Consider the following 25,395-nt stretch of genomic DNA (forward strand, 5'->3'; position numbering starts at 1 on the left):
ATGAGCCAGGCCAGCGCGCTCCGGGCGCCTACCGCACAACCACTGCCAGCGACGGCCAGGGAGCAGGCCCTGCGTCCGGAGGTCAACCAGGCCCACGTGCGCTTCATCGGCCTGGGCAAGACCTACCCGGGCCAGGCGCAACCGGCCTTGCAAGGCATCGACCTGAACATCCGCCATGGCGAGATCTTCGGCATCATCGGCCGCAGTGGCGCCGGCAAGTCATCGCTGCTGCGTACCATCAACCGCCTGGAGCAGCCCAGCCAGGGCCGGGTGCTGATCGACCAGGTGGACATCGCAGCCTTTCACGAAGACCAGCTGGTAGCCCTGCGCCGGCGCATCGGCATGATCTTCCAGCATTTCAACCTGATGTCGGCCAAGACCGTGTGGCAGAACGTTGAGCTGCCACTGAAAGTGGCCGGCGTCGCCAAGGCCGAACGCCAGCGCAAAGTGCGTGAACTGCTGGAACTGGTCGGCCTGCAGGAAAAACACCACGTGTACCCGGCGCAGCTGTCCGGCGGGCAGAAGCAGCGGGTCGGCATTGCCCGGGCACTGGTGCATGACCCCGAGATCCTGCTGTGCGACGAGGCCACCTCGGCGCTGGACCCGGAAACCACCACGTCGATCCTCGAGCTGCTGCGCGACATCAACCGGCGCCTGGGCCTGACCATCGTGCTGATCACGCACGAAATGGCGGTGATCCGCGATATCTGCCATCGGGTGGTTGTGCTCGAACGCGGTGAAGTGGTCGAGCAGGGCGAAGTGTGGCGGGTATTCGGCGCACCACGCCACGAGGTCACCCGGACCCTGCTCGCGCCCTTGCAAGCCAGGTTGCCCGCCGCGCTGCAGGCCAGCCTGCAGGCGACCCCGGCGAGCCCTGACAGTGCCGTGGTGCTGAAGCTGACCGTGCTCGGCGAGCCAGAGCTGTCGGCCTTGTTCAATGACCTGGGCGGCCGCGTGCGCCTGCTGCAGGGTGGCGTGGAGACCATTGGCGAGCATGCCTTGGGGCAGCTGATCCTGTCGGTGCAACACTCGCCGCACGCGCCCCATCAATTGCTGGAACGCGCCCGCCGTTGGGCCGAGGACGTGGAGGTACTAGGCCATGTGGTTTGATCGCCTGCTCGAAGGCTTGCTCGATACGTTGCTGATGGTCGGCGTGTCGTCGCTGATCGCCCTGCTGGTGGGGGTGCCGATGGCGGTATTGCTGGTCACCAGTGACAAGGGCGGGATCTTCCAGGCCCCGGTACTGAACCGGGTGCTGGGCGCTTTCGTCAACCTGTTCCGCTCGATCCCGTTCCTGATCCTGATGGTCGCGCTGATCCCCTTCACCCGCCTGGTGGTAGGCACCACCTACGGCGTGTGGGCGGCAGTGGTACCGCTGACCATTGCCGCCACGCCGTTCTTCGCACGGATTGCCGAGGTCAGCCTGCGCGAGGTCGACCATGGCCTGGTGGAGGCGGCGCAGGCGATGGGTTGCCGGCGCTGGCACATCGTCTGGCACGTGCTGTTGCCCGAGGCGCTGCCGCGGATCGTGGGGGGGTTCACCATTACCTTGGTAACGCTGATCAACTCTTCGGCCATGGCCGGGGCGATTGGCGCCGGGGGCCTGGGGGACATCGCCTACCGCTATGGTTACCAGCGCTTCGACAGTCAGATCATGCTGACCGTGATTGCCATGCTGGTGGCACTGGTGGCATTGATTCAGCTGGGTGGCGACCGCTTGGCGAAAGGCTTGAACAAGCGTTGAGTTCTTCGCGGGCATGCCCGCTCCCACAGGCCCCCAGATTTCTCAGGCCCTGTGCAGTCCCTGTGGGAGCGGGCGTGCCCGCGAAGAGGCCCTCAGCCCCAGTGCAAATCCGCAGGTGGTACCGGCCGCCCGAACCAGTACCCCTGCCCCAGCTGACACAGCTCCTGCAGCAGGAAGCTGGCCTGCTCGGCCTGCTCGATGCCTTCGGCATGCACCTGCATGCCCATGCTGCGGGCCAGGGCGATGATCACCCGGACGATCGCGATATCGTCCTCGTCCTGCGGCAGCCCGGCGACGAAACCCTGGTCGATCTTCAGCTTCTGCACCGGCAGGCGCTTCAGCCGCAGTAATGACGAATACCCGGTGCCGAAGTCGTCGATGGCCAAAGTCACGCCCAGCTCACGCAGGCGATGCAATTGCTCCAGCGCCACTTCCGGGTCTTCCATCACCGCGCTCTCGGTCACTTCCAGCTCCAGCAAGGCTGGAGCCAGGCCGGTTTCGTGCAGCACTTCGGCCACCTGCTGGTACAGCTCATGCTGGCCAAACAGACGGCTGGAAATGTTCACCGCCACAAACGCCAGCTGCCGCCCCTGAGCTTGCCATTGCACCATCTGCCGGCATGCCTGGCGCAGCACCCAGGCGTCGATCTCGGCAATCAGCCCGGTGCGCTCGGCAATCGGAATGAACTCGCCCGGCGGCACCAGGCCGCGCTGCGGGTGCTGCCAGCGCACCAGTGCTTCGACCCCGACCTGAAGGCCGCTCGCCAGGTCGTGTACCGGCTGGTAGAACACCCGTAACTCGTCCTGCTCCAACGCCCGGCGCAGTTCACCCGCGGTTTCGACCCGGTGCTGGGCGTGGGCGGTCAGCTCTTCGGTGTACAGGGCATAGCAGGCCCGCCCGTTGCTCTTGGCCTTGTACAAGGCCGAGTCGGCGTTACGCAGCAATTGCTCGGCACTGAGGGCGTCGCTGGGGAACAGGCTGATGCCTGCGCTGACGCTGATGAACAGGCGATGACCATCGAACAGGAACGGCTCGCGCATGCGCTCGATGATGCCCTGTGCCAGCTTGCCGGCCTGGCCGACTTGCTGGCAGTTCTCGGCCAGCACCCCGAACTCGTCGCCGCCCAGGCGCGCCAGGGTCACGCCGCTGCCCACCACCTCGCCGAGGCGCTCGCCGACCAGCTTGAGCAACTGGTCGCCGATGGTGTGGCCAAGGCCGTCGTTGATGCTCTGGAAATGGTCGAGGTCCAGCAACAGCAAGGCACAGCCGCGCTTGTTGGCCTGGGCTGCGGTCAGGGCCTGCTCGACCCGGTCGGTGAACAGCAGGCGGTTGGGCAGGCCGGTCAGCGGGTCGTGGTGGGCCAGGTAGGCCAGCTCCTGTTCCGAATGCTTGATCGCGCTGATGTCGCTGAACACCGCCACGTAATGGCTGAGTTCACCTTCGTCGTCGTGAATGGCGCAGATGGTCTGCCATTGCGGGTAAATTTCGCCGCTCTTGCGCCGGTTCCAGATTTCGCCGCTCCACTCGCCCTTCTCCGCCAGGGTGGCGAAGATCTGCTGATAGAACGCCAGGCCATGGCGGCCTGACTTGAACTTGTTCGGGCGCTGGCCGATGACCTCGTCCTGCTGGTAGCCGGTAATACGCATGAAGGCCCGGTTGACATGCACGATCAGGCCCTGGCGGTCAGTCACCAGCACGCCTTCCAGGGTGCTGTCGAACACCGCGGCAGCCATGCGCAGCCGCTCGCGGTCTTCGTAACGCAAACGCGCGCCACGGCCGATGAAATTGAGCAGGCGCACCCGCGATACATAAATCAGCAAGGCACTGAACAGTACCCAGACCACCACGTTGATCTGCCGCCCCACGGTTTGTGCCAGGGGATTGTCGGTCATGCTCTGCAGCACCAGCTCGGCCAGCGTCAGCCAGAGGACCGATAGCACCACATACAGCGCAGCCATGCGCAAGGCGTCGCGAACGGAAACAGACATGTCGGGTGCGATAGCCCATCAGAAAGGAAGGGGCATTATAAAGGCTGAAACATGTCGTGACTTCCTATCTGAACGGTTGACTGGTTTTATTTCCCCACCAAGGGATAATCCCCCTTTTCCCCCTGCATTCCGAGGGTATCTGCACCTATGTGGTACAACGGCCTGCTCGACTTGTCGGCCTGGCAACTGGTCGGCATCACCTTGTTGATGACCCATGTGACCATCGTCAGCGTCACGGTCTACCTGCACCGCTACTCCGCGCACCGAGCCCTGGAGCTCAACGGCGTGCTCAAGCACTTCTTCCGTTTCTGGCTGTGGCTGACCACGGCCCAGAACACCCGCGAATGGACCGCCGTGCACCGCAAGCACCACGCCAAGTGCGAAACCCCCGAAGACCCGCACAGCCCGGTGTACAAGGGCCTGGGCACGGTGTTGCGCAAGGGCGCCGAGCTGTACCGGGAAGAGGCGCGCAACCCGGAAACCCTGCGCATCTACGGCAAGAACTGCCCGGACGACTGGATCGAGCGCAACCTCTACTCACGCTACAAGCTGGGCGGCATCGCGCTGATGGCGGTGATCGACCTGCTGCTGTTCGGCACCATCGGCATTACCATCTGGGCGATTCAGATGATGTGGATCCCGTTCTGGGCCGCCGGGGTGGTCAACGGCCTGGGCCATGCGCTTGGCTACCGCAATTTCGAATGCCGCGATGCCGCCACCAACCTGGTGCCATGGGGCATCGTCATTGGTGGCGAGGAGCTGCACAACAATCACCACACCTACCCCAACTCGGCCAAGCTGTCGGTCAGGCGCTGGGAGTTCGACATGGGCTGGGCGTGGATCCGCCTGTTCTGCCTGCTGCGCCTGGCCAAGGTGCAGCGCGTGGCCCCCATCGCCCACCGGGTGGCGGGCAAGGCCAGCCTGGACATGGACACGGCCATGGCCATCCTCAACAACCGCTTCCAGATCATGGCCCAGTACCGCAAGCTGGTGATCGGCCCACTGGTCAAGCAGGAACTGGCCCGCGTCGATGCCTCGGTGCGCCACCATTTCCGCCGCGCCAAGCGCCTGCTGTCGCGCGAGACCAGCCTGTTGCAGGACCGCCACCATGTGCGCATCGAGTCGATGCTCGCACACAGCCAGGCGCTGAAGACCATCTACGAAAAACGCCTGGCTTTGCAGCAAATCTGGGCTCGCACCAGCGCCAACGGCCACGACATGCTGGCCGCCATGAAGGACTGGGTCCACGACGCCGAAACCAGCGGTATCCATGCCCTACGCGACTTCGCGGCGCAACTCAAGACCTACTCGCTGCGCCCTACCGGCGCCTGACCACCGTTGATCGGCACGCCCGCCTGGCAGGGCGTGCCGCCCGGAACTTCCCCCCGTCGCTTCCACTCGAACCTGGCACATCGCCCCGCGTGGCGGGCCGGATGCTGGCCGCACGCTTTCACGTCGAGACCTGCTTCGTGCACATGGCCAAGAACATTCCAACGACACTGCCCGGCACCCAACCTCCCGAGGCCGCCCAGACCTTGCTTGCGCTGCTTCATGCCCAGGGCGAAGTTGCCCGCCTGAGCGAGCGCGAGCAGTTGTTCAGCGCGCTGCTCGACAGCGTCAATGCCGTGCTGTGGGCCTTCGACTGGGAAACCCGTCAGGTGCTGTACGTCAGCCCCGCCTATGAGCGCATCTTCGGCCGCCCCGCCAGCCTGGTACTGGCCGACTACAACGAGTGGCGCGACAGCATCTATCCCGACGACCTGGAATTCGCTGAGCGCAGCATGGCCCAGGTGCTGGTCAAGGGCTCGGTAGAAGACCGCGAGTACCGCATCCTGAACGCCAACGGCCAGGTGCGCTGGCTGAGTGACAAGTGCTACATCAACCAGCAAGGCGATGGCGACCGGGTGATCATCGTCGGCATTGCCGAGGACATCACCGAAAAGAAGCAGCTCGAAGGCGAGCTGCAGCGGTTGGCCACTACCGACGTGCTGACCCAGAGCAGCAACCGCCGGCATTTCTTCGAATGCGCGCAGCAAGCCTTCGACAGCGCGCGCGAAGAAGGCACGCCGCTGGCGTTCCTGCTGCTGGACATCGACGACTTCAAGCGCATCAACGACAGCTACGGCCACCAGGAAGGCGACCAGGTGCTGCAACGCATCGCCGACAGCGGCAAGGCCGTGCTACGCCGCGGCGACCTGTTCGGGCGCATTGGTGGCGAGGAATTCGCCGCGGTGTTCCCTGGTTGCAACGTGCTGGTAGCCGAGCAGATTGCCGAACGCTTGCAGCGGCACATACAGCGTTTGAGTTTCAGCCATGGCGAGCACACCTACGGCGTGACGGTAAGCCAGGGGGTGACTGCATTGACCGATGAAGATGTGGCGCTGGACAGCCTGTATGCGCGGGCCGACGCGGCGATGTACCAGGCCAAGCGCCAGGGCAAGAACCGGATCGTGCGTGGCTGAGCCGAGCGGCTGCTTCGCAGCCCGATCGCGACACAAGGCTGCTTCTACAGGTGTCCGCACCTGGTGTGTAGGAGCGGCCTTGCGTCGCGATGAGCGGCAAAGCGGCCCCTGACCCTCAGCCGGAAACCTCAGCCTCGGCCACCGGCGGCTCTTCCTCCGGCTTCACCTCCGGGTTCTCCACCTTGCGCAACCGGCTCAGCTCCGGCAGGCCAACCTTCAGCAAACGCGCCGTCTTGCTGCTGGCCACCTTGTCCAGCCCCAGCCCGGCCGGCAGCCGCGCCAACTGCCCGGCCAGGTTCATGGCCAGGATCTCCCGCGAATACACCCCGCCGCCCAACTGGTAGATCGCTGCAATCAGCTCGCGCAATGCCAACGGCAACCGCCAGCGCGTGCGCAGCGCCGAGCCGAACGCTGCACCGAACTCGTCGAGCGAGCGCTGCACCTGGCCCTCGTCCAGCTCGCCACCCGCCAGCCGCCACTCCTGCAGACAGCGCAGCACTGCCAGGTCACCCAGGCAATGCAACAACCCTGCGCAGTAGCAACGCCCTTCGTCCAGTTCCAGCAGGCGCGCCAAGGTGCGGCCATATTCGGCAGCGTGCAGCGAAAGGCCCCAATAGTGGGCCGCATGCTTCGCCAGCAGCGGGTCACTGAGACGCGCGCTGCGTTTCAGGGTCATGCCCAGGATCAGGTTCATGCTCTGGGTGCTGCCAAGTTTGTTCAGCGCCTGCAGCAAGGTCTGCACCGGTGCTTCCCGGTGCAACGCAGCGCTGTTGGCTGCAGCGATCAGCACAGCGGTGATCTGTGGGTCGTCACGCACTTGCTCTTCGAGCACCTTCAGGTTCAAGCCCTGGGGGTTGAGGGCGCGCTTGAGCGCCGCCTGCACATCAGCCATCAGCGGCCCGCCATCGGCACTCGCACGACGCTGCTCGAGATAAGCCGGCAGGCTGGCACCTGCCTGCAACGCTGGCACCGGGCAAGCGATCTCTTCGCCAACCGCCAGCAGCAGCTCTTCCAGGCGCTTGCGCAGGTTGTCCAGATTCAACGGTTTGCTCAGGTAGGCGGTGGGATGCAGGGGCAGTGCCTCGCGCACGCTGGCGCTGTCACTGCGGTTGCTCATCAGGATGAACGGCAACTCCGGGCCTTTGGCGCGGACCTTGCGCAACAGGTCGAGGCCATCGACACCGGCCAGTTCGCGCGCGGCGATGATCAGGTCGGGCTTGCTCGACAGCGCGCTCAGCGCCTGCTCGCCGTCGGCGCAGACCTGCAGGCGGGCATCGCAGCGCACGCTGAGCAGCATTTCGCTGAGCATGTCGCGTACCCAAGGGTCACCTTCGACGATCAGTACACTCGGTGGGGAGGGGTGCGCAGCGCTCATCGCCAAAACTCCTGAAAATCCCTGACATACAGTCCGTTGCAGCTTGCCAAGCGAGTCCTGCCACAACGATAGCGCCACCGAGCATGTTCCGGGCATAAAAAAACCCGCCGAAGCGGGTTTTTTCTGCAGCGTGTCACATCAGGCGATTTCAGCGAAGCACTCTTCGATGATCGCCAGGCCCTTGTCCAGCAGCGCGTCTTCGGCAGTCAGCGGAACCAGGATCCGCAGGACGTTGCCGTAGGTGCCGCAGGACAGCAGGATCAGGCCCTTCTCGCGAGCCTTGGCCACTACCTGGCCAACAGCGGCAGCGTTCGGGGTGTGGGTGCCTTTCTCGAAGACTTCCACAGCGACCATCGAGCCCAGACCACGTACGTCGCCGATGATCGGGTACTTCTTCTGGATTTCGCGCAGGCCAGTGGTCAGGCGCTCACCGACAGCCTTGCTGCGGTCCAGCAGTTTCTCTTCTTCGAACACTTCGATCACGGCCAGGGCCGCAGCGCAAGCGATCGGCGAACCGGCATAGGTACCGCCCAGGCCGCCCGGGGCGATGGCGTCCATGTACTCGGCCTTGCCGCACACACCGGCCAGCGGGAAGCCGCCAGCGATGGATTTGGCGAAGGTGGTCAGGTCAGGCGCAACGCCCATCTGTTCCATGGCGAAGAAGGTGCCAGTACGGCCAGCACCGGTCTGTACTTCGTCGGCGATCAGCAGGATGCCGTGCTGGTCGCACAGGGCGCGCAGGCGCTGCATCAGCTCTTTCGGCGCTGGCAGGAAGCCGCCTTCGCCCTGTACCGGCTCGAGGATGATCGCGGCGATGTCGCGCGGCTCGGCGTCGTTCTTGAAGATACGCTCGACCGAAGCGATGGCGTCGTCAACGCTGATACCGTGCAGTTCGCTCGGGAACAGGGCGCGGAAGATGCCGCCCGGCATCAGGCCCATGCCAGCAGAGTACGGCACGACCTTGCCGGTCAGGCCGAGGGTCATCATGGTACGGCCGTGGTAGCCGCCGGTGAAGGCGATGACGCCAGCGCGGCCGGTAGCGGCACGGGCGATCTTGACGGCGTTTTCCACCGCTTCGGAGCCGGTGGTGACCAGCAGGGTCTTCTTGTCGAAGTTGCCCGGGACCAGCTTGTTGATCTTCTCGCACAGCGCTACGTAAGGTTCGTAGGCCAGCACCTGGAAGCAGGTGTGGCTGACCTTGGTCAGCTGCTCTTGCACGGCTGCAACCACTTTTGGGTGCAGGTGGCCGGTGTTGAGTACTGCGATGCCGCCGGCGAAGTCGATCAGTTCGCGGCCTTCAACGTCGATCACCGTCGAGTTCTTCGCGGTATCGACGAAGATCGGGTGGATCTGGCCAACGCCACGTGGGACGGCGGCGACACGACGTTGCATCAAGGATTCGTTGGTCTTGCTCATAATGCCCTCATTGCGCCGTTCTGAATGGCGCTTTTATTCGGGGGTGGCTGGATGCGCTCGCGAACAGTATTCGTTGATCGACTGCCGTGAACGCCCGGGCCACCAGGTACTGCGATGTCAAAAAGGCCAGCGAGACGTCGCTCTCGCGCCCCGCTGGCAGAGGTAAAACCGTTACCGTGCGATCAGATGCTGATGCACAGGTATTTGATTTCGAGGTAGTCCTCGATACCGTACTTGGAACCTTCGCGGCCCAGGCCGGAGGCCTTGATGCCACCGAACGGTGCCACTTCGTTGGAGATCAGGCCGGTGTTGATACCCACCATGCCGTATTCCAGCGCTTCGGCAACACGGAACACACGGCTCATGTCGCGCGCATAGAAGTACGAGGCCAGGCCGAACTCGGTGTCGTTGGACATGGCGATGACTTCAGCCTCGTCCTTGAAGCGGAACAGCGGCGCCAGCGGGCCGAAGGTTTCTTCCTTGGCGACGGCAGCGGTCTTCGGTACGTCGACGAGGATGGTCGGCTCGAAGAAGTTGCCTTCGATGATCTTGCCACCGGCCAGCACCTTGGCGCCTTTGCCAACGGCGTCTTCGATGTGTTCCTGGACCTTGGCCACAGCCTTGCCGTCGATCAGCGGGCCAGTGGTGGTGCCTTCTTCCAGGCCGTTACCGATCTTCAGCTTGGCAACAGCGGCGGCCAGCTTCTGGGCGAACGCGTCGTAGACGCCGTCCTGCACGTAGATACGGTTGGCGCAAACGCAGGTCTGGCCGTTGTTGCGGTACTTGGAGATGATCGCGCCCTCGACCGCCTTGTCCAGGTCGGCGTCGTCGAACACGATGAACGGGGCGTTGCCACCCAGCTCCAGGGAGACCTTCTTGATGTCCTTGGCGCATTCTTCCATCAGCTGGCGACCGATTTCGGTCGAGCCGGTGAACGACAGCTTGCGCACCAGGGAGTTGCTGGTCAGCTCGCCACCCACTTCGCCGGCGCTGCCGGTAACCACGCTCAGCACGCCAGCCGGGATGCCGGCACGGTGGGCCAGTTCGACCAGGGCCAGGGCGGAGTACGGGGTCTGCGAGGCCGGCTTGAGCACCATGGTGCAGCCAGCGGCCAGGGCCGGGCCGGCTTTACGGGTGATCATGGCGGCCGGGAAGTTCCACGGGGTGATGGCCGCGGTAACACCGATTGGCTGCTTGATGACGATCAGGCGCTTGTCTGGCTGGTGGCCAGGGATGGTGTCGCCGTAGACGCGCTTGGCTTCTTCGGCGAACCACTCGATGAACGAGGCAGCGTAGGCGATTTCGCCCTTGGCTTCGGCCAGCGGCTTGCCTTGTTCGGTGGTCATCAGGCGGGCCAGGTCGTCCTGGTTCTCGATCATCAGTTCGAACCAGCGACGCAGCTTGGCCGAGCGCTCTTTGGCGGTCAGGGCACGCCAGGCCGGCAGTGCCTTGTCGGCGGCTTCGATGGCGCGGCGGGTTTCCGCAGTGCCCATCTTCGGCACGGTACCGATGACTTCACCGGTGGCCGGGTTGGTCACCTTGATGGTCTGGCCGTTGTCCGCATCCAGCCACTCACCGTTGATGTAGGCTTGCTGGCGGAACAACTGAGCGTCTTTGAGCTGCATGTCGGCTTCCCGAATTGTTGATTGTTGAAAAGCGCCCAAGGCAAGGCATCGAGCGTTTGAAATCTCAAACGAATGCTAAGCGGCTGCTGGGGTGTTGGACAATAGGCTGTTCGAAAAAAAGAACGAATGGTTGAACAGCCTGGCGGAAATTTCATGATTCTGTGCTGTGGCAGCCGGCCTCTTCGCGGGCACGCCCGCTCCCACAGGTACCCCACCAGTTTTGAATTCGGTGCAGTACCTGTGGGAGCGGGCGTGCCCGCGAATGGCCAGTACAGGTTAGACGAACGAGCTGAAGGAATTGTGATGGGAGGACCGACGGCCCTCCCGAATGGGATGAATCAGAACGCCTTGGCCAGGTCGATCACCAAGGCCCGGTAACCCACGCTGCCCGGCTGCCGGCTGTGCACCTTCAGCTCCACCAGCACCTCCTGGGTCCCGCGCCGCACCTCGTTGAGCACGGTGGTGGTCAGTTTCTCCGGGGTCAGGAAGTTCACCGATGCCGAATAGATGAACTGGGTGTCGGTCTCCGGCCGGTAGGCCACCACCGAGGTCACCGGGCTGTACCACTCGTCACCGCGCTCCTTGCCGTACTCCCATACCTGCTCGACGGTGCCCTTGGCCTCGTCGATGCGGTACTCCACCGCCCGGCTGTAGTTGCCGGTCAGCCGGGTCGGCGCAAAGTCCCGGCCCCAGCCATTGTCGAACACTGTCAGCGTGCCTTTGCCGGTCAGCCAGGCGGTGTGCTGGGTCCACGACCAGTCGAAGCCTTCGCCCGCGACCGGGGTAAGTACTTTCTCGCGCAGGCGCTCAGGCCACCCCTGGGGCGAAGCGAGGATCCACTTCACCTGCTTGTCGCGGCCAATCTTGACCACGCCCTGATGACGTGCTGAAACGATGATGCTGTCGTCATCGGCGTCGTAGTCGATGGCATTGACATGCGCCCAGTTACGTCCGGTCCCGACCCCCGGGGTGTCGCCAAACGGCAAGTCGCCTTCGGCCAGTTCGTTGGCCAGCCGCTCGTCCTGCTTCTGCACGCCTTGCGGCAACTGGATCGCCGCCTTGCCCAGGGTTTCCAGGAGGTCGCCACGGTACGGGTCGAGGATCTGGTTGAGGTCCCAGAAGTCCAGCACATCACCGGCCTCGTTGACTTCGATGATGTGGTCGCGGATCGAACGCACGCGCTTGCCGTCAGGCCGGCGGTAGTCGCTGGTGCCCACCCGCAGCAGGTAGGTGCCGTTGGCTGTCTCGCGGATTTCGTGCGAGAAGTCGGCGAACTTGTCGGGCAGGCTGCGCTGCCAGATACGCCGGCCAAGCAGGTCGTACTTGGAATAGGTCTGGCCCTGGCCCCAGATCAGCTTGCCGTCGCGGGTTTGCTGGAAGCCCATGGTGCCGCCCAGGCCATCGCGGCGGTTGGCGTCGTGGATCTGCTCGATGTCCAGGTACCAGCGCACGTCACCGTTACTGTCGGCGATCCAGTTGTTGCCCACCTGGTCCCATTCCGCCGCGCCACCCAAGGCATTCCACTTGAAGGCGCGACCACCAGGGATATCACCGAGCAGGTGGTTGAACAGGTACAGGCGCTTTTCGAACCCTGGCGCCACCTTGATCGGCTGCACTTCCGGCAATGCTGCGGTCTGCTTCGCCACCACCGGCAAGCGTACCGCCGGGGCGTAGATCTGGTACTGCTCGCGAATACGTTCACCATCAAGCTTGTAGGTCACTTCCACCTGGTTGACGTGATCCGGGTACAGGCCGAATACCGGGATGCCGCCATAGGTCCACAACGATCGGTCGGATACCTCGTAGGCGATGTCCACACCGCGTTCACCGCGCCCCAGCACGCGCACATGGGCGGCGCTCAGGCTACGCCCGCCGTCGCGGATGATCGCGGTCAGCGGCGCCAGGCGGTACGGGTTGACCACCACGTCGCCGAGCAGCGCTTCGTCGGGTTCGGGAACCTTGGCAGTCAGGCAGGCGCCTTCAGGCAATGCAGGGGTTTCGGTCTTGGCATTCATGGCAAAGCTCCTTGTGCTCAGAAGTCGTAACGGGCGGTGGCGCCGAACGTGCGCGGGGTGCCGAGTACGCCGGCGTAGCCACCGTTGGCGGAGTTCCACAGGCTGGTGAAGTAGGTCTTGTCGCCGGCGTTTTTTACCCACAGCGACAGGTCGACCACGCCATCGCCCTGGTCCAGGCGCACACCGGCGGACAGGTTGACCAGTGCATAGCTGGGGATCTGGCCGAAATCGGAATCATCGATGGTGCCAACCGCCTTCGAGCGGAAGGCGTAGCTGGCGGTGACGTAAGGCTCGACATGGTCGGTGGCCTGCCACTTGTACTGGGTGTTGAGGTTGGCGATGTACTTGGAGGCACCCACCACCTGGTGGCCTGACAGGTCGCAGGTGGCGGTGGCATTGGCCAGGCTGACCTCGGGTGGGCATGGCGCATCTTCATACTCGGTGTAGCGCACGTCGTTCCACGAGCCGTTGAAGTTGACCGTGAGGCCACGGATCGGCAACGCCGTGGCTTCGAACTCCAGGCCACGCGAGCGCACGCTGCCGGCGTTGGCCAGGTACTGCACGCGGTTGATCTGGTCGTAGACGTTGGCCTGGTAGCCATGCACTTCGGCCCAGAACAGGTTGGCATTGAGTTGCAGGCGGTCGTCGAACAGCGTGCTTTTCAAGCCGACTTCGGCGTTGTTGACCCGCTCGGTGCCAACCAGCAGCGAATCGGTGCCCAGCCGTGGCGCAGCACCAACGGTCAGGTTGATGCCCCCGGACTTCTCGCCATGGGTCAGGGTGGCGTAGCCCAGCAATTGTTCGTTGAAGCGGTAGCTCAGGCCAAGCAGGCCGGAGGGGCTGAAGCTGTACTGGTTGAGGTCGCCCGAGTCATAGGCCCCGACCCTGCCCTGGCGCGCGGCAGCGGCGGCACCGGTCACGGCTGCACCGCCGGTCGGTGCGTCACGGGTTACCCAGGCGCTCTTTTCTTCATAGGTACCGCGGACGCCGGCGGTGAAGTCCAGGCGCTCGGTGATGTGCCAGGTGCCTTGGGCAAACAAGGCGTAGCTGTCGGTATCGATATGGCCGTTGCCGATGGTGTCGACGTTGGCCAGGGCCCCGGCCGGCGTGATGTTCCAGATATCCGCCTGCGGCCCGTAAAACGTGAAGGACTTGTTGTCCAGGTCCTGCTTGAAGTAGTAGGCGCCCAGTACGTAGTCGAAGGCTCCGCCGGTGGGCGAAGCCAGGCGAATTTCCTGGGAATACTGCTTGTCGCGCACCGACACCCCGGCACTGTAGAACACCGGCACATTGAGGCCGTCGTCGTTGCGCGGCGTAAAGTCCCACCAACGGTAGGCAGTGATCGAGGTCAGGGTGAAGTCGTTGGGCAGGGTCCAGTTGGCCTCGACCGAGGTACCGCCCTGGAACACCGTTACCTGCTGGTCGGCGTCGAAATTGACCTTGCGATCCTTGCCCGACACCAGTGTCGCACCCGCCTGCGCGGCCAGGCTTTCGTAGCGGTTGACACCATTGATGGTCGGCCCGGTGCTGTACAGGCTGAGGATGCCGTTGTCCGAGTCCTCTTCGTTGTACTCGCCGATCCAGCGCAGGTTGAAGGTGTCGCTGGGCTGGAACAGCAACTGGGTACGAAAGCCCTGGCGCTTGCCGCCGTTGAGGTCTTCGCCATCATGGATGTTCTTCACGTAGCCGTCGTCTTCGGTCCGGTAGGCGCTGATGCGCCCGGCCAGGGTTTCGCTGATCGGCCCCGAGAAGCTGCCCTGGGTCTGCAGGTAGCCGTCTTCGCCAATCGATTGCTGGATGCTGCCCTCGCGATGGAAGGTCGGCTTGCGCGTGGTGATGTTGAGCACGCCGGCCGTGGTGTTCTTGCCGAACAGCGTGCCTTGCGGGCCACGCAGCACCTCCAGTTGCTCGACATCGAGCAGGTCGAACACGGCCATGCCCGGGCGGCCGAGGTAGACGTTATCGAGGTAGATGCCGACGCTGCCCTCCAGGCCGTCACTGGCCGGGTTGTTACCCAGGCCACGAATCGAAATGCTCGACTGGCGCGCATGCACATAAGCGACGTTGGTACTTGGCACCAGCTGTTGCAGATCTTGCACGCGGTAGATGCGCTGGGTTTCCAGGGTTTCGCTGTCAAGCACACTGATCGGCGCGGGTACGCTTTGCGCGGTTTCTTCGCGACGGCGAGCATTGACCGTGACAGTGCCGAGCTTGGCTTCCTGCTCTAGCGCTGGGGTAGCAGTGACCGGCTCGGCGGCGAAGCTGCCGCTGGACGCTGCCAGCAGCACGCCGGCGGCCAGGGGTTGCAAGGTGAAACGCGACGCGCGCACAGGCCAACGGGAAAATCCGGACATGCAAATGCTCCTTGAGGCGAGGCCCTGGCGAGCATTTCCGTTGGCGGAACCGAATCGCGGTCAGTCGGGCTTATATTCTTTTAAGAAATATAAATATTTTGAATTCATATTTTGTGGAATAAGTGACACCCTTTATAAGGGGGCTAACCCTTGTCAGCAATTGCATTCGACCGAAAGTTTCAATGTAAAAAATGCATATCGATCTCCGTCAGTTGCGCCACTACATTGCCCTCGTCGAGCACCGCAGCTTCGTCGCTGCGGCGGCTGCGGTTAACCTCTCGCAGTCGGCGTTCAGCCGAAGTATCCAGACCCTGGAACACAACATCGGCTGCCGCCTGGTCGACCGGGCCAGCAAGGAACTGGCACCGACCCGCCAGGGCCTGCTGGTACTGGAGCATTCACGGCGACTGGTGCACGGCGCGCACAACCTGGTCAACGAGATTCACCAGTTCAACGGCGCCACCACTGGCGTGGTGCGTTTCGGTTCCGGCCCGGCGCCAGCCGGTGGCCTGGTGCCGCGCGCGGTCGCGCGCTTCGTCGCTGAGTACCCGGCGGCGCGTACCTGCTTCCAGGTGGATAACTGGCAGGCACTCAACCGCAAGCTGGTAGCCGAGGAGATCGAGTTCTTCGTTGCCGACACCCGCCAGTTCGAATCCGACCCGGACTACCAGGTCCACAAGCTGACGCCACAGCGCTGGCATTTCTGCTGCCGCGCCGGGCACCCGCTGACCGAGCGCGATAGCGTGCGGGCGCGGGACCTGTTCGACTACCCGCTGGCCACCACCTTCCGCCCGCCGAATATCCGCAAGATTCTCAGCGACCTCAGCGGGCGACAGGATTTCCTGCCGTCGGTGGAGTGCGAGCATGGTTATGCGCTGCTGAATGTGGTGTTGCATTCGGACACCATCGGCATCGCCTGCAATGCCAACCTGCGGCCGTATCAGCGTGAGGGAGGGTTGGTGGCGTTGCAGCTGGCCGGCCTCAAGCCGGAGCAGGAAGAAGCGTTCTATACCCGTTATGGCGTGGTGAGCCGCGTGGGCTATGGCTTGTCGCCCTTGGCGCAGGGGTTGGTCAGGCAGTTGATTGCCTGTGATACCGAGATGTAGAGGGCGGGTGCCTTGGCCCGGTTTCGCGGAAAGTACGGCGTACGCAGATTCAATGTGGGAGCGGCCTTGCGTCGCGAAAGGGCCGCAAAGCGGCCCCGGCAATATCAGCCTTTACGCGTAGTCCGACTCAATTGGCCATCGACACCCACCGGCACCTCGCCGGCGAGAGTGACCCGGCGCACCACCCTCGGCTGGGTCCCGTAGTCATCCACCGCATAGTGCTGCGTCGCCCGGTTGTCCCAGATCGCCACGTCCCCTGCCTGCCAGCGCCAGCGTACGGTGTTCTCCAGGCGTGTTACATGCCCCTGCAGCAACGCAAACAGGTGCTGCGAATCGGCCAGCGAATAACCTTTGATGCGCTTGACGAAATGCCCCAGCTGCAACGCTCGCTCGCCACTGATCGGGTGCACACGCACCACCGGGTGCTCGGTCTCGTACACGGTAGAAGTGAACACCTTGCGATAACGCTCGAGCTTGGCCGGGTCCACGTCGGGCTTCACCGTGGCATAGTCGTATTCGTTGCTGTGCACCGCCCACAACTTGTCGGCGAGTTCGCGCAGCGGCTCCGGCAGTTCCTGGTAGGCAGCGGCGGTGTTGGCCCACACCGTGTCACCGCCCGAGGCCGGCGCCACCACGCTGCGCAGGATCGAGGCCTTGGGGTAGGCGTCGACGAACGTCACGTCGGTGTGCCAGGAATTGGCCCGCTGGCCTTCGGCGCCATCGAGCTGCAACAGGTAGCTGGTACCGTCGACCACCGGTACGGTGGGGTGGGCAACCGGCTCGCCAAGCAACTTGGCAAAGGCTTCCTGGCTCTGGTCATCCAGCTGGGTCTGGCCGCGGAAGAAGATCACCTTGTGCTTCACCAGGGCGGCCTGGATGGCATCAACGGTGGCGGCATCGAGGTCGGCAGACAATTGCACGCCACGGATTTCCGCACCGATGCGGCCGGCAACCGGGTGGATCTCAAGTTCAAGGGTTTGTGGCGCGGTGGCCAGTGCAGCGTTGCTCATGGTCTTGGTCCTTGCAGTCATGGTCGGGGGTGAGAATTCAGCGGGCGGCCTGCTGCTGGTTCAGGGCAGCATCGAGAAAGCGTGGCTCGATCCACTCGGCCACCTGGAAACCGCGGCGGATCAGGCGTTCCTTGGCGGCCAGGTCGACGCCTTGCTGCAACTGGCCAACGAAATCGGCGTCCAGCCGTGGGTCGAAGTAATGGGCGAGGTCTTCCTGGGCAAGGTCATCGCGCAGGATGCTGCGCGGCCAGTTGCCATTGGCGGCCACCAGGTCGACATAGGCCTCGCGGTTGTGCTCGTCACGCAGCCAGTTGCTGGCCTGCTGCTGGGCGCTGACCAGGCGCTGGACCAGCTCCGGGTATTTACGGATGAAATCACCCGTGCCCAACAGCACCGCCTGGGTACTCCCGGCACCTTGCAGGTCCCGGGAGCTGATCGGCAGCTCGACCAACCCACGTTCCCGTAACGACAGCAGGCTGGAAAGGCCCCAGGTGGCGTCGACCTGCCTGGCGGCCAATGCCGCGTTGGCAGCATTGAAGTCCAGGTTGATCACTTTCAGGTCGCGCTCGGTCAGGCCCTGGCTGGCCAGGGCGCTGGCGAACGACAGCTGGTTGGCGGTGCCGCGGAACACCGCCACGCGTTTACCCTTGAGGTCGTGCAGGGTCTTGATGCCGGAACCGGGTACCACGCCCAGGTAGCTCTTCACGCCACGCACGCCAGCCGAGAGCACGTGGGTGTCCAGGCCATTCGCTTTGCCAACGATCGCGGCCAGGTCACCCAGGTAGGCGAAATCGGCCTGGCCGTTGGCCAAGGCCTCGTTGATCACAGGGCCCGCCCCTTTGAAGAAGTGCCAGTCGATGCGGATGCCGTCCTTGGCGAATTCCTTCTCCAGCAACTGCTGGTCACGCAGCACATCGACCACGCCGCCAGCGCTGGGCTTGCTACCCGCGCTCAGGTCGGGCACGGCGATACGAATGCTCTCGGGCTTGGCGGGCTCGGCCGCGTGGCTGGCGAGGGTGAAGGCCAGCCCAAGGGCGGTGACCAGGTGGCGTAACGGGGTTTTCATGGCAAGGCTCCTTGGCAGGCTGCCACCGGCGATGGCCGGCGCTTCGGCCAGAAGCTAGGCAGGTCTGGTTAGAACCTACAAAGATCAAAACTTCATTTTTAAGTAACTGAATGCCATAAGTGAGGATCCATGCGGGGCGCGGGGCAGCTTGCGGAAAACGCATGGAAAATATGAGAAAAACGCAATGGCAATGGGGTTCCTCATGCATGGTTTGCATGTTCTTATCTCTTGAAAGTCACTTGTAAGAATTTTTAATTCCATAAGTGAATAACATTGGAATGCTTCGAGAGATGGCCAATGAATGGAGTTCTGAGCAGAAATCGGGGAGGGCCGCTGCGCGACCCATTCGCGGCGCAAGGCCGCTCCCGCAGGGACCGTATCCTCTCAGGGGAGCGTGCTCTGCCCTGGTTGCTGCCGGGGTTGCTTGCGCTGCTGTGGGTGATGGCGAGCCGGCAGCACTGGATGAGCGAACAAATTCTGCCGGCACCTTCGCTGGTGTGGCAGAGCGCGCTGGAGTTTGGCTCCGGCGAACTCTGGGGGCACTTGTGGATAAGCCTGCAGCGGCTGTTCTGGGGGCTGTTGGCGGGCATCAGCAGCGGCCTGCTGCTCGGCGCCTGGCTGGGCACCTCACGCCATGCGCAGACCCTGGTGCTGCCAACCTTCGTGGCCCTGGCGCAGATCCCCACCCTGGCCTGGATCCCGCTGTTCATGCTGTTCTTCGGTATCGGCGAGCTGCTCAAGCTGGTGGTGCTGGTAAAGGCCGTGGTGGTGCCGGTGACCCTGCACACCCTGGTCGGCGTGCGCGATGCCCAGCCCAAGCTGCGCGAAGCCGCCGCTACCTTGCGCCTGCCAGGCCACCTGTTGTTCCTGCGCCTGCTGCTGCCGGCCGCCCTGCCCGCCTTCCTCACCGGCGCGCGCCTGGCCCTGGCAACCGGCTGGACCTCGTTGCTGGCCGTGGAGTTGCTCGCCTCCAGCGAAGGCATCGGTTACCTGATGGTCTGGGGCCGACAGCTATTCATGCTCGACCTGGTGCTGCTGTGCATCCTGGTGATCGGCCTGGTTGGCGCGCTGCTGGAACGTGGCTTCTCGACCCTGGAACAGCGCCTGCTGTACTGGCCGCAACCTGCCACCGGCGAACAACAGCGTGGGCCCATTCCACGGGGCTGGCAAAGCCTGCTGCTACCGGCGGCACTGCTGGCGCTGTGGCAGGCCAGCAACAGCTTCGGCTGGGTTGACCCGAACATCCTCACTTCCCCGCTGAACGTATTGCACACGCTGTTCAAGGGCCTGGCCGATGGTTCGCTGCCAGAAGCCATGCTGCTGAGCCTGCAGCGCACCCTGACCGGCCTGCTCCTGGGCGGCGGCGCCGGCTTGCTCGGCGGGCTGTTGCTGGGGTTGTCGCACCACGCAGAACGCCTTTTCGGGCCAAGCCTTTCGGCACTGCGCCAGGTGGCACTGTTCGCCTGGGTACCCTTGCTCACCGCCTGGTTCGGCCTGGGCGAAGGGGCCAAGAACGTATTCGTCGGCCTGGCCGCATTCTTCCCGCTGCTGATCGCCACCCAACGTGGTATCGCCGGCCTGTCACCACAACTGGGCGAAGCGGCCCGCACACTGCGCCTGAACCTTTGGCAACGCCTGCGCCTGCTGGTGCTGCCGGGTGCCGCACCGGCGATCTTTGCCGGCCTGCGCCTGTCACTGATCTATGCCTGGCTCGGCACCATCGGCGCCGAGTACTTCATGCCCTCGGACGGCGGCATCGCCAGCCTGATGATCGGCGCCCAGCAACTGTTCCGCATGGACCAGGTCATGGCCGCAATGGTCCTGATCGGCCTGGTCGGCGCCCTGCTTGGCACCCTCGGTCAACGCCTCGAATCGCGCGCCACGCGCTGGAGAACCGCATGAACGCCTTCAATGCATCACACCTGCACGCGGCCAACCAGGCCGACACCACGCCACCACTGGTCAGCTTCGAAGGCGTCGGCAAAACCTTCAGCGTCGATGGCCAGCCGTTCGAGGCCATCCGCAATTTCAACCTGGCCATCAACCAAGGCGAGTTCATCGCCATCGTCGGCGCATCAGGCTGCGGCAAGTCGACCCTGCTGCGCCTGCTGGTCGGGCTGGACACCGACTACAGCGGCAGCATCCGCGTCGATGGCCAGACGGTCAGCGGCATCGGCGGCGAGCGCGGCATCGTGTTTCAGGAGCATCGCCTTTTCCCTTGGCTGACGGTGGAGCAAAACATCGGCCTGGGCCTGGTCAACGAAAACCTGACCCAGGGCGAGCGGGCCCGGCGTGTGCACGAGTTCGTGCAACTGGTGGGCCTGGTCGGTTTCGAATCGGCCTACCCGCACCAGCTGTCCGGCGGCATGGCCCAGCGCGTGGCAATTGCCCGTGGCCTGGTGGCCAGCCCACGCATCCTGTTGCTCGACGAGCCGTTCGGCGCACTCGATGCACTGACCCGCCAGCAGCTGCAGGACGAACTGCTGGCTATCCGCGAACGCGCCGGCATCACCACCTTGCTGGTGACCCACGATGCCGAAGAAGCCACCTACCTGGCCGACCGGGTCGTGGTGCTGGAGCCGCGCCCCGGTCGCATCAAGTCGGTGGTGGAAGTCGACCTGCCGCACCCGCGCCTGCGCTCTGGTGCAGCATTGCATGGGCTGCGCGAAAGGGTCCTGCATCAGATCACCGGCGACGGCGGCTACCTGCCGCCGCCAACACGCCGGGTCGAAGGGTTGCGGCCAGAACTGATCGCCCTCTAGGTCCGCTCCGACGCCGGAAAAACGCTCGACTGCGGACGTGGTACTGCATGCATTCGATAACAACCTGATCGAGTAATACAGCAGCCACATGGCCAAGGGGGTGCAGCTATGCCACCCCCAGCCCGCGCAAGTAATCCCAGGGGTAGATACCCCGTTGGTGGCCATCGCTGAACAACAGTTGCACGCCGTACCCCTGCGGCTCGATGTGCTCTACCCGTACATCGTCCTGCACCACGCCAATTGCACCGCGCAAATGAGCGGCGCGGCATTGCGAGCACGGGCAGGCACCGCGCAAGCGCGCATGGCTGATGACCTGCTCGCCATCCTGCCAGCGCACGGTCAGTTGCCCTGCCTCGCGTTGATTGCGTATTGCACTCGGGCTGTTCATCACGCCGCCCCGCGCAGCTGCGCCAAGGCGATGCGGACGGCCTTGCGCACTTCTGGATCGCTGTCCGCTTCGGCCGCCTGCAACGCTGGCAAGGCACGGGCTTGCCCCAGTTCACCGAGCGCCAGCGCGGCTTCCTTGCGCAGGTTGGCAACGCCATGGCCGAGCAAGTCGGCCAAGGCATCCAGCGCCTCGCCATGACGCAAGCGGCCCAACGCGCGGGCAGCGCGCAGGCGTACTTGCCAGAAGCTATCGTCCAGCGCCGCCACCAGTGCCGGCCCCGCCTGGGCATGGCCCACCTTGCCCAGCGTCGTCGCGGCTTCTTCACGCACTTGCCAGGCGGCATCGCGCAGGGCGCCAACCAGCGTCGGCAACACCGCAGGATCACGCGCAAGCCCCAAGGCGCCAATCGCTGCGCGACGTACCTCGGTGTCGGGTTCATGCTCGGCCAGCTTCGCCAAGGCGGGCAGCGCTGGCGTGTGCTTGAGCCAGCCCAGAATACCCACGGCTTCGCGACGCACTGCCGCGTCCTGGTCCTCCAGCGCTCGCAGCGCAGGCCCGGCAGCGTCGTCCAGGCGCAACTCACGCAGGGCGCGCAAGGCACTGGCGCGGACAAAGCCATCGGCGTGGGTCGTCCACGGCAGAATCAACAGGCCGGCTTCCGGGGTCTTCAGCTCGCTGAGGCTCTGCGCGGCAGCCAGGCGTACGGCTTCGGCACCATCCGCCAGCGCGGCGCACAAAGCCTGGACCACTTCCGGCTCCTCCCAGGCTTCCAGCAGGCGCGCGGCCTCGGCGCGCACGTCGTCAGCGCCATCGACCAACAAGGCATCGGTGAGCCACGGCAAGGCCTCGGGGTCCTCCAGGTCGGCCAGTTCGATCAAGGCAATGCGCCGCACGCCGGCGTCGTCGGCTTCGAGACGTGGCTGCAGAGCGAGAATGTCGGGGTTGTCGGTGCTTCGTACAGTCATAGCGCGATCCTGAGCGGCGGATGGTCGGTGGCGGGCAGGCCAAGCGGCGTCAGGCGCGGCAGTTCGCGGCCTTCTTCATGGCGCAGCAAGGCCAGGCAATGGCGTTTGAGGTGGGTGAATTCAGGGCTGGTCAGCAGGCTGGCACGCCGTGGGCGGGCAAAGTCCAGGCGCAGGTCTTCGATGAAGCGACCGGGGCGCGGGCTCATCACCAGGATACGGTCGGCCAGGAACAGGGCTTCGTCGATATCGTGGGTGACGAACACCACGGTGGTGCGAATGCGCGCCCAGATATCCAGCAGCAGCTCCTGCATGCGCGAGCGGGTTTGCGCATCCAGGGCACCGAAAGGCTCGTCCATCAGCAGCAGGCGCGGGCGGTTGATCAGCACCCGGGCGATCTCGGCACGCTGCTGCATGCCGCCGGACAACTGGCTGGGCCAGCGCTCGGCGAAGTCGGCCAGGCCCACCAGTTGCAGCATCTCGCGGGCCTGCTGGCGGCGCTCGGTCTTGTCCAGGCCTTGCATCTTCAGGCCGAAGCCGACGTTGTCGAGCACGCTGCGCCAGGGCAGCAAGGTATGGTGCTGGAACACCATGCCGCGCTGCGGCGACGGCCCGGCGATCGCCTGGCCATCCACGTTCAGCTGGCCGCTGCTTGGCACCAGGTGTCCGGCCAGGGCGCCGAGCAAGGTCGACTTGCCACAGCCGGACGGCCCGAGGATACAGACGAACTCCCCTGGCTCCACGGCAAAATCCAGGCGCTGCACCGCCTCGAAGGCTTCACGGCCCTGCCCCAGTCGAATCGACAGGCCATGCCCATCGATGCGCCCGGGCGCCTGTTGGTAACGGTTCATCAGGCGGCCCTCGGTGTGCGGTACCAGGGCGTAGCCAGTGCGCCCAGGCGCTTGACCAGGGCGCTGCTGCCCATGCCCAGCACGCCAATCAACAGCATGCCGACGATGATGTCAGGGTAGTTCTGCAAGGTGTACGACTCCCACGTGTAGTAACCGATGCCGAACTGCCCGGCGATCATCTCGGCAGTGACCAGGCAGAACCACGAGGTGCCCATGCCGATGGCAAGGCCCGTGACGATGCTCGGCAACGCGCCAGGCAGTACCACTTCGCGCAGGATCGCCCAGCGCCCGGCACCCAGGCTGCGCGCCGACGCCACCAGGCGTGGGTCGACGGCTTCCGCGCCATGCACGGTGTTGAGCAGGATCGGGAACAGCGCACCGGTGAAGGTGATGAACACCATCGACAGCTCCGACGACGGGAACATCAGGATCGCCAGCGGGATCCACGCCACAGCCGGTATCGGCCGCAGAACTTCAAGTGGCGGCAGCAAGGTGTCCTCGGCCCATTTCGAGCGGCCGATCAGCAGGCCGATGGCCACCCCCAGCAATGCCGCAGCGGCATATCCGGCAAACACCCGCGACAGGCTGCTGCCAAGGTGCGCCAGCAGCGCGCTGGAGGTCAGCAACTGCCAGGCCACCTCCAGCACCGCTTGCGGCGTGGGGACGTAGGTGAAGGTCAGCAGGCCGAGGTCCAGCTTGACGCTGGCGGCCACCTGCCAGAACAACAGGCAGGCCAGCAGCGAAGCCAGGCGCACGGGCCAGCGCTTGTAGTCGCGGGTCATCTCGGTGCCTCCCGGTCAGCGCTGGGCGACCAGCTTCTGGTTGGCACTGACGAAGTCCAGCGCTTCGCCACCATGCGCCTTGGCGTACTGTTCGGCCTGGTCCCTGAGCAGGAAGGCGGCCAGCTCGCCGTGGGCATTGCGCACGAACCAGGCCTGGTTGGCCAGCAGCTTGATGCCGCTGTCGGCAGCCTGGGCGTAGATCGCGCGGATGTCCTTGCCTTCCTGTTCCAGCTGGGCCAGCGCGCCAAGGGCAGCTTCCGGCGAGGCATAGTGGCGCACCTTGTCTTCACCGCGCACCCAGATCTGCGCCAGGCGGCTGAAGTCGGTGATCGGCTTGCCCGTGAGCGCATCGTTGGCCTTGAGCGGCAGCGGGTCGTAGTGCTTCAGCGCCTCGTCGTAATCCAGGCCGGCCTGCTTGAAGGCCGCACGGATGTACTGGTCGTCGATGAACTGGTCGGTGTCGAGGCCGCGGTCAGTCTTCTTCAGCAGCTTGAGCGTGTCGATGGAGGTCGTTACCGCCTGGCGGTATTCAGGCTTCCAGGTCAGGTCGCGGGTCTGCAGACCGAGCGGGCCGTGGAACAGGTAATTGACCTCGGCCTCGATGCCGGTGACCTTCTCGATCAGTTCGCTGTATTTTTCCGGTTCTGCAGCGATCAGGCGGTCGGCTTCCAAGCTGGCGCGCAGGTAGGCGGTAACCACTTCCGGGTATTTCTTCGCATAGTCGGCGTCCACCAGCGCGCCATGGAATGTCGGCGCGTTGGCCTGGGCACCGTCGTAGACCTTGCGGGCAAAGCCGCGGTTGGGGAACAGCTCGGCGAACGGCACGAAATCGGCGTGGGCTTCGATGCGGTTGCTGCGCAGGGCGGAACCGGCGATCTCCGGCGCCTGGGCGATGATTCGCACGTCCTTCTGCGGGTCCCAGCCCTGGGCCGCGACGGCGCGCAGCAGCATACCGTGGGCGGTGGAGGCGAACGGCACGGAGATGGTCTTGCCCTTGAGTTCAGCCAGCGACTGCACCTTCGACGCTGCCGGTACGACAATACCGTTGCCGCTGCCCTGCACACTGCCCGAGAGCACGCTGATGAACAGGCTGCGCTTGCCGGCATCCAGGTGCGCGACGCCGTTGAACGAGCCGGGGAAATCGGCCATGGCGCCGAAGTCGAGCTTGCCGGCGACCATCTCGTTGGTCAGCGGCGCACCGCTGGTGAAGTTCTTCCATTCGATCTGGTACTGGGCGTCCTTGTACTTGCCATCGTGCGGCAAGTATTTGTCGAGCAGGCCCAGTTCGCGAATCAGCAAGCCGCCGGTAGCGCAGTTGATGGTGGTGTCCTGGGTGCCGATGGCGATGCGGATGGTTTCGGCGCTGGCATTCAGGCCGGCGAGCGCCAGCGCGAAGCCGGCCACGGTTGCTACAAGGCGCATGGTGTTTCCCCTCGAATCGTTTTGAGTTGTGTAGTCGTCTCCGCCACCGGGCTTGGGTGGTGGGAAA

The 25,395-nt window shown here is 64.5% G+C and carries 20 protein-coding genes; 7 read left to right on the forward strand and 13 right to left on the reverse strand.

Annotated elements, in window-relative coordinates:
• Positions 1-1,110, forward strand: a complete 1,110-nt coding sequence (locus ACLEJP_RS07470) for a methionine ABC transporter ATP-binding protein (protein ID WP_440805189.1) — start codon at positions 1-3, stop codon at positions 1,108-1,110.
• The gene (locus ACLEJP_RS07475; protein ID WP_440805190.1) at positions 1,100-1,744 is read left to right on the forward strand and encodes a methionine ABC transporter permease; all 645 of its coding nucleotides are present in this window, start codon (positions 1,100-1,102) and stop codon (positions 1,742-1,744) included. Before ACLEJP_RS07470 ends, ACLEJP_RS07475 begins: the two co-directional genes overlap by 11 nt.
• Before the next feature lie 92 nt (positions 1,745-1,836).
• Here ACLEJP_RS07475 and dibA read toward each other — a convergent pair whose 3' ends face one another.
• Positions 1,837-3,732: a phosphodiesterase DibA gene (gene dibA, locus ACLEJP_RS07480; protein ID WP_440805192.1), complete on the reverse strand. Its 1,896-nt coding sequence runs from the start codon at positions 3,730-3,732 to the stop codon at positions 1,837-1,839.
• 147 nt (positions 3,733-3,879) lie between these two features.
• On the opposite strand from dibA, the gene desA reads away from it, so the two are divergent.
• Together desA and ACLEJP_RS07490 are read left to right on the forward strand one after the other, a co-directional pair.
• Positions 3,880-5,064, forward strand: a complete 1,185-nt coding sequence (gene desA / locus ACLEJP_RS07485) for a delta-9 fatty acid desaturase DesA (RefSeq protein WP_440805194.1) — start codon at positions 3,880-3,882, stop codon at positions 5,062-5,064.
• A gap of 101 nt (positions 5,065-5,165) precedes the next feature.
• Positions 5,166-6,194 carry a GGDEF domain-containing protein gene (locus ACLEJP_RS07490; RefSeq protein ID WP_440805195.1) on the forward strand — a complete coding sequence of 343 codons (1,029 nt, stop codon included), beginning with the start codon at positions 5,166-5,168 and terminating at the stop codon, positions 6,192-6,194.
• Positions 6,195-6,309: 115 nt separating this feature from the next.
• Here ACLEJP_RS07490 and ACLEJP_RS07495 read toward each other — a convergent pair whose 3' ends face one another.
• From ACLEJP_RS07495 to ACLEJP_RS07515, 5 genes are all read right to left on the reverse strand, one after another.
• Positions 6,310-7,569 (reverse strand): HDOD domain-containing protein, encoded by a 1,260-nt coding sequence (locus ACLEJP_RS07495; protein ID WP_440805197.1) that lies wholly within the window; start codon positions 7,567-7,569, stop codon positions 6,310-6,312.
• Between the two features lie 138 nt (positions 7,570-7,707).
• On the reverse strand, positions 7,708-8,985 hold the full coding sequence (gene gabT / locus ACLEJP_RS07500; protein WP_225779984.1) for a 4-aminobutyrate--2-oxoglutarate transaminase: 1,278 nt from the start codon (positions 8,983-8,985) through the stop codon (positions 7,708-7,710).
• Positions 8,986-9,167: 182 nt separating this feature from the next.
• Entirely contained in the window at positions 9,168-10,610 is a 1,443-nt protein-coding gene (gene gabD, locus ACLEJP_RS07505; protein WP_170027787.1) for an NADP-dependent succinate-semialdehyde dehydrogenase, read from the reverse strand.
• Positions 10,611-10,948: 338 nt separating this feature from the next.
• On the reverse strand, positions 10,949-12,625 hold the full coding sequence (locus ACLEJP_RS07510; RefSeq protein ID WP_440805199.1) for an aryl-sulfate sulfotransferase: 1,677 nt from the start codon (positions 12,623-12,625) through the stop codon (positions 10,949-10,951).
• 17 nt (positions 12,626-12,642) lie between these two features.
• The gene (locus tag ACLEJP_RS07515) at positions 12,643-14,979 is read right to left on the reverse strand and encodes a TonB-dependent receptor (RefSeq protein ID WP_440805200.1); all 2,337 of its coding nucleotides are present in this window, start codon (positions 14,977-14,979) and stop codon (positions 12,643-12,645) included.
• A 191-nt stretch (positions 14,980-15,170) separates the two neighbouring features.
• Here ACLEJP_RS07515 and ACLEJP_RS07520 point away from each other — a divergent pair, with 191 nt between their 5' ends.
• Positions 15,171-16,085 (forward strand): LysR family transcriptional regulator, encoded by a 915-nt coding sequence (locus ACLEJP_RS07520; RefSeq protein ID WP_440805201.1) that lies wholly within the window; start codon positions 15,171-15,173, stop codon positions 16,083-16,085.
• A 104-nt stretch (positions 16,086-16,189) separates the two neighbouring features.
• Here the strand turns inward: ACLEJP_RS07520 and ACLEJP_RS07525 are convergent, their stop codons facing one another.
• Together ACLEJP_RS07525 and ACLEJP_RS07530 are read right to left on the reverse strand one after the other, a co-directional pair.
• On the reverse strand, positions 16,190-17,095 hold the full coding sequence (locus ACLEJP_RS07525; protein ID WP_440805203.1) for a TauD/TfdA dioxygenase family protein: 906 nt from the start codon (positions 17,093-17,095) through the stop codon (positions 16,190-16,192).
• Between the two features lie 37 nt (positions 17,096-17,132).
• A complete protein-coding gene (locus ACLEJP_RS07530; RefSeq protein ID WP_440805205.1) occupies positions 17,133-18,161 on the reverse strand; it encodes an ABC transporter substrate-binding protein in 1,029 nt (342 codons plus the stop codon).
• Positions 18,162-18,458: 297 nt separating this feature from the next.
• Between ACLEJP_RS07530 and ACLEJP_RS07535 the strand changes: the two genes are divergently transcribed.
• Positions 18,459-20,063 (forward strand): ABC transporter permease, encoded by a 1,605-nt coding sequence (locus tag ACLEJP_RS07535; protein WP_440805206.1) that lies wholly within the window; start codon positions 18,459-18,461, stop codon positions 20,061-20,063.
• Complete coding sequence (locus tag ACLEJP_RS07540) at positions 20,060-20,923, forward strand: ABC transporter ATP-binding protein (protein WP_440805208.1); 864 nt, start codon at positions 20,060-20,062, stop codon at positions 20,921-20,923. Before ACLEJP_RS07535 ends, ACLEJP_RS07540 begins: the two co-directional genes overlap by 4 nt.
• A gap of 106 nt (positions 20,924-21,029) precedes the next feature.
• On the opposite strand, the gene ACLEJP_RS07545 is transcribed toward ACLEJP_RS07540, so the two are convergent.
• The 5 genes from ACLEJP_RS07545 to ACLEJP_RS07565 are packed head-to-tail and all read right to left on the reverse strand — an operon-like array spanning position 21,030 to position 25,328.
• Entirely contained in the window at positions 21,030-21,311 is a 282-nt protein-coding gene (locus ACLEJP_RS07545; protein ID WP_440805209.1) for a DUF971 domain-containing protein, read from the reverse strand.
• Complete coding sequence (locus tag ACLEJP_RS07550) at positions 21,311-22,276, reverse strand: HEAT repeat domain-containing protein (RefSeq protein ID WP_440805210.1); 966 nt, start codon at positions 22,274-22,276, stop codon at positions 21,311-21,313. The genes ACLEJP_RS07545 and ACLEJP_RS07550 overlap by 1 nt, the downstream gene beginning before the upstream one ends.
• Positions 22,273-23,124, reverse strand: coding sequence for an ABC transporter ATP-binding protein (locus tag ACLEJP_RS07555; RefSeq protein ID WP_440805211.1), 852 nt, complete (start codon positions 23,122-23,124; stop codon positions 22,273-22,275). The genes ACLEJP_RS07550 and ACLEJP_RS07555 overlap by 4 nt, the downstream gene beginning before the upstream one ends.
• Positions 23,124-23,906, reverse strand: coding sequence for an ABC transporter permease (locus ACLEJP_RS07560; protein ID WP_440805213.1), 783 nt, complete (start codon positions 23,904-23,906; stop codon positions 23,124-23,126). Before ACLEJP_RS07560 ends, ACLEJP_RS07555 begins: the two co-directional genes overlap by 1 nt.
• A gap of 15 nt (positions 23,907-23,921) precedes the next feature.
• On the reverse strand, positions 23,922-25,328 hold the full coding sequence (locus ACLEJP_RS07565; RefSeq protein ID WP_440805215.1) for an ABC transporter substrate-binding protein: 1,407 nt from the start codon (positions 25,326-25,328) through the stop codon (positions 23,922-23,924).
• Positions 25,329-25,395 lie beyond the last annotated feature (67 nt).

The organism is Pseudomonas sp. SMV7, from assembly GCF_052041995.1.
In the GTDB taxonomy this organism is placed as follows: Bacteria; Pseudomonadota; Gammaproteobacteria; order Pseudomonadales; family Pseudomonadaceae; genus Aquipseudomonas.

Excerpts from the sequence above, each read along its gene's own strand:
- ACLEJP_RS07470 (WP_440805189.1), top strand. The coding sequence starts at position 1 with ATGAGCCAGGCCAGCGCGCTCCGGGCGCCTACCGCACAACCACTGCCA.
- ACLEJP_RS07475 (WP_440805190.1), top strand. The coding sequence starts at position 1,100 with ATGTGGTTTGATCGCCTGCTCGAAGGCTTGCTCGATACGTTGCTGATG.
- dibA (WP_440805192.1), bottom strand. The coding sequence starts at position 3,732 with ATGTCTGTTTCCGTTCGCGACGCCTTGCGCATGGCTGCGCTGTATGTG.
- desA (WP_440805194.1), top strand. The coding sequence starts at position 3,880 with ATGTGGTACAACGGCCTGCTCGACTTGTCGGCCTGGCAACTGGTCGGC.
- ACLEJP_RS07490 (WP_440805195.1), top strand. The coding sequence starts at position 5,166 with ATGCTGGCCGCACGCTTTCACGTCGAGACCTGCTTCGTGCACATGGCC.
- ACLEJP_RS07495 (WP_440805197.1), bottom strand. The coding sequence starts at position 7,569 with ATGAGCGCTGCGCACCCCTCCCCACCGAGTGTACTGATCGTCGAAGGT.
- gabT (WP_225779984.1), bottom strand. The coding sequence starts at position 8,985 with ATGAGCAAGACCAACGAATCCTTGATGCAACGTCGTGTCGCCGCCGTC.
- gabD (WP_170027787.1), bottom strand. The coding sequence starts at position 10,610 with ATGCAGCTCAAAGACGCTCAGTTGTTCCGCCAGCAAGCCTACATCAAC.
- ACLEJP_RS07510 (WP_440805199.1), bottom strand. The coding sequence starts at position 12,625 with ATGAATGCCAAGACCGAAACCCCTGCATTGCCTGAAGGCGCCTGCCTG.
- ACLEJP_RS07515 (WP_440805200.1), bottom strand. The coding sequence starts at position 14,979 with ATGTCCGGATTTTCCCGTTGGCCTGTGCGCGCGTCGCGTTTCACCTTG.
- ACLEJP_RS07520 (WP_440805201.1), top strand. The coding sequence starts at position 15,171 with ATGCATATCGATCTCCGTCAGTTGCGCCACTACATTGCCCTCGTCGAG.
- ACLEJP_RS07525 (WP_440805203.1), bottom strand. The coding sequence starts at position 17,095 with ATGAGCAACGCTGCACTGGCCACCGCGCCACAAACCCTTGAACTTGAG.
- ACLEJP_RS07530 (WP_440805205.1), bottom strand. The coding sequence starts at position 18,161 with ATGAAAACCCCGTTACGCCACCTGGTCACCGCCCTTGGGCTGGCCTTC.
- ACLEJP_RS07535 (WP_440805206.1), top strand. The coding sequence starts at position 18,459 with ATGAATGGAGTTCTGAGCAGAAATCGGGGAGGGCCGCTGCGCGACCCA.
- ACLEJP_RS07540 (WP_440805208.1), top strand. The coding sequence starts at position 20,060 with ATGAACGCCTTCAATGCATCACACCTGCACGCGGCCAACCAGGCCGAC.
- ACLEJP_RS07545 (WP_440805209.1), bottom strand. The coding sequence starts at position 21,311 with ATGAACAGCCCGAGTGCAATACGCAATCAACGCGAGGCAGGGCAACTG.
- ACLEJP_RS07550 (WP_440805210.1), bottom strand. The coding sequence starts at position 22,276 with ATGACTGTACGAAGCACCGACAACCCCGACATTCTCGCTCTGCAGCCA.
- ACLEJP_RS07555 (WP_440805211.1), bottom strand. The coding sequence starts at position 23,124 with ATGAACCGTTACCAACAGGCGCCCGGGCGCATCGATGGGCATGGCCTG.
- ACLEJP_RS07560 (WP_440805213.1), bottom strand. The coding sequence starts at position 23,906 with ATGACCCGCGACTACAAGCGCTGGCCCGTGCGCCTGGCTTCGCTGCTG.
- ACLEJP_RS07565 (WP_440805215.1), bottom strand. The coding sequence starts at position 25,328 with ATGCGCCTTGTAGCAACCGTGGCCGGCTTCGCGCTGGCGCTCGCCGGC.